This window comes from Delftia tsuruhatensis NBRC 16741 (assembly GCF_001571325.1).
GTDB lineage: Bacteria > Pseudomonadota > Gammaproteobacteria > Burkholderiales > Burkholderiaceae_C > Comamonas > Comamonas tsuruhatensis.
In genome coordinates, this window is sequence record NZ_BCTO01000126.1 from 1 (window position 1) to 922 (window position 922).

Consider the following 922-nt stretch of genomic DNA (forward strand, 5'->3'; position numbering starts at 1 on the left):
AGGTGGTAGCTCAGGCCCGTGATCAGGTACTGCCGGTTCTGGTCCCCGCGCGGGTAGTTGTAGAGGCTGAAGGTGTAGCCCGTGGCCAGCGCCCGGTGGCAGGACTGGCCCCGCACCCGGCTGTGGCCCGTGAGGCCTTGCTTCAGGCGCACGCGGATGTAGGCATCTCCGTCGCCGTACTCCGTGTAGCCGCCCGGCCATTCGTAGGTTTCATGGCCATCGTGCGCATGGCCCGGTGGATCGCGGCGCATGTGGGACAGTTCGGCCCGGGGCTTTTTGAAGTCGTAGTCGTCGATGTAATGGCGGCCCGGCTTGATTTCCTGCTCCAGCTGCCAGGCGTGGATGTTTTCCTGATCGCCCGCGGCGGCTTTTTCCGGGGGATAGAAGGGAATGGATTCGCCACCGGGCAATGCGCCGTGCGAGGCAATGATGTCGTCGCACAGCACCAGGGTGTGCCGGCCCGATGCGTGCTCGAAGAAATAGTAGATGCCTTCGTGCTCCATCAATCGCGAGACGAAGTCGCAATCGCTTTCGTTGTATTGCACGCAGTAATCCCAACTGCGATAGGCGCGCGTGAGTTTCCTTTGCATTGGATGGCCATAGACGCCCAATACCTGCTCGACGATGTCGGGCACGTTGAGGTTCTGGAAGATGCGAAAGTCGCTCTTGCGCGTGGCCAGCCACAGCCAGGGGCTCAGCCGCGCCTTGTAGGCGTAGTGGCGGTGGTCCTGGCCCTGCATGCCAAAGCGGGTGACGATGCCGTCGATGAAGCGCCTGCCGCCGCCCTGGGTTTCTATTTCTATGGTGGCGTTTTTGCCCAATAGGGCCTTGGGATCGATGCTTTCGCTTTCGCTGAGCATTTCCACATCGAGGCTGAAGAGCTGGCTGATGTTTTCCTGGCCGCGCAATTCACGGAAATGCA

1 protein-coding gene is annotated in these 922 nt (G+C 61.2%); it reads right to left on the minus strand.

Going from position 1 to position 922, the window contains the following annotated elements:
• Positions 1-922 (minus strand): phage late control D family protein (locus DTS01S_RS29265; RefSeq protein WP_156493802.1); only part of this gene is annotated, 922 nt, incomplete at both ends.